This window comes from Phytoactinopolyspora endophytica, from assembly GCF_004138495.1.
Taxonomy (GTDB): domain Bacteria; phylum Actinomycetota; class Actinomycetes; order Jiangellales; family Jiangellaceae; genus Phytoactinopolyspora; species Phytoactinopolyspora endophytica.
Genome location: NZ_ML142853.1, coordinates 211,163 through 213,297 on the forward strand (window position 1 = coordinate 211,163; position 2,135 = coordinate 213,297).

Genomic DNA, 2,135 nt, shown 5'->3' on the forward strand with positions numbered 1-2,135 from the left:
AGCCGCCGCGATGCTCCTCGCGACCGGCGTGCTCGCCGCCGGCTCGCTCGTCCTCGCGCCGCCCTCGGCGACGACCCTCGCAACGTCCACCCCCGCGACGACCTCCGGAACGACCGCCCCCGCGACGTCCGCCACGGCGACGTCCACGTACGGGGCGACCACCGCAGCGCTGCACGCCGCGTCCCAGACGACGCCTCCGGCCGAGGGCCGGGAGCAGGCCGCAGCTTCCGAGCACGGCTCGTTCGACGAGACGGTCCTGTGGGACGCCGAGACGGACCCGCTGGAGAACTACCACGTGCACGGCCTCGCTGTGACACCGAACGACACGATCCTCGCGTTCACCGAGGGCCGCCACGAGACCTGCGACGCCGGCCCGCGCGAGCTGCTGCTGCGGCGCAGCACCGACGGCGGCGAGACATTCGAGCCCAGCCAGGTGGTCGTTCCGTCCGACGACGGCCAGTCCTGGGGCAACCCGTCCGCCGTGGTCGACGAGGAGACCGGCGACATTTTCCTCTTCTTCGGGCTGTCCCTGCAGGACGACGGGAACACCACCTGCTCCGGGGACCGCCAGGAGATCTACATGGTCCGCAGCAGTGACGACGGTCAGACCTGGACCGACCCGGTCGAGATGCCCGAACTGTTCGAGGGCAACGAGTACGAATGGACGCTGCACGGCCCCGGCCCCGGCCACGGGATCCAGCTGGACGACGGCCGGCTGGTGATGCAGGCGCTGCACCGGCGCGAGGTGGTCGGCCACAGCGTCGCCGAGCGGCTCTACGGCGTCTCCATGATCTACAGCGACGACCACGGCGAGACCTGGCAGGCCGGCGACGCCATCCCGGTCGACATCAACTACCCGATCAACGAGAGCCGCATCTGGCAACGCGAGGACGGTGCGGTCGTCGTGAACGGGCGCTCGGCCTCCGGCGGTCATCGCGACCGGATCAGCGCCGTGAGCACCGACGGCGGGCTCACCTGGTCCGACCCGGTTCTGGAGCCCGCCACCGGCCGGTACACCACCGTCGACGCCGGGTTCGTACGGTTCGAGGGACCCGACGGCGAGCCGCGCACACTGCACAGCCGGCCGGACTCGGCGCGGCGCGAGGCCCTGACCATCGGGGTGAGCTACGACGAAGGTTATACCTACCGCTACCAGAAGACCGTCAACGCCGGCCCGTCGTACTACTCCGACCTAGCCGTCCTGTCCGACGGCACGATCGTGCTGATCTACGGCCGTGACGGGGAGATCCTCTCCGCGCCACAGCGCGTCGCTGTCGCCACCTTCGACTTGGAGTGGCTGACCGACGGACGCGACGACGGCACCGGCGACGGACCGGGAATCACCGAGCATGAGGTCGAGTTGGGCACGTCGGCGGTGCGGACCAGCCCGGAGTCGCACGCGCCCGCACGTACCACCATCACTCCGGATGCCTCCGGCCAGAAGAACCACGCGACCGTCACCGGGTCGCCGGAGGTCGTGGATGGGGTCGTCGACTCGGCGCTCGCGATGGATCCTGACGACGAGCTCGAGGTGCCCCTGTCCGAGTCGCTCACCGATGCTGGTGAGATCTTCACCGCGGCGGCATGGTTCCGCTCAGAGTCGCCGGACTCGCAGGCCATCATGTGGGCGTACGGGCAGGGTTCCAGCACGCCGCAGTGGTGGGTCCGGCTGGAGCCGGGCAACAACCGGGTGCGTGCCTTACTGGATACCGGCGGCACCACGCGGTCGGCCGTCGCTCCTGGGGACTTCGCCGACGGCGAGTGGCACCACGTGGCGCTGACCCGCTCCGCGGATGCGGTGACCCTCTACGTCGACGGCGATGTCGCGGCCGAGACAGACGGCCTGGTCGGATCGACGTCGAGCGACGCACGCACCGGGCTGCACATCGGCAAGCGCCCAGACGGCGCCAACCCGCTGGACGGCGCGGCCGACGAGGTCCGCCTGTACGACCGCGCGCTGTCCGCCGACGAGGTCGCCGACCTCGCCACCGGCAACGTGGACGACGACGCTGACGACGACGGCGCCGCCGTTCGCCTGCCGATGGACGAGGTGCGCCAGCACGTCGAACGTCCCGAGCGGCCCGAGGTGGTCGACGACGAGAACGCGCGCGGTGCCAAGGCCCTGACGTACGGCG

Annotated in this window: 1 protein-coding gene; it reads left to right on the forward strand. The window is 71.0% G+C overall.

Annotated features, from left to right (window positions below; all coding sequences use genetic code 11):
- Window positions 1-2,135, forward strand: a 2,135-nt coding sequence (locus ELR45_RS11820; RefSeq protein ID WP_165367693.1) for a sialidase family protein, incomplete at both ends; no start/stop codon positions are given.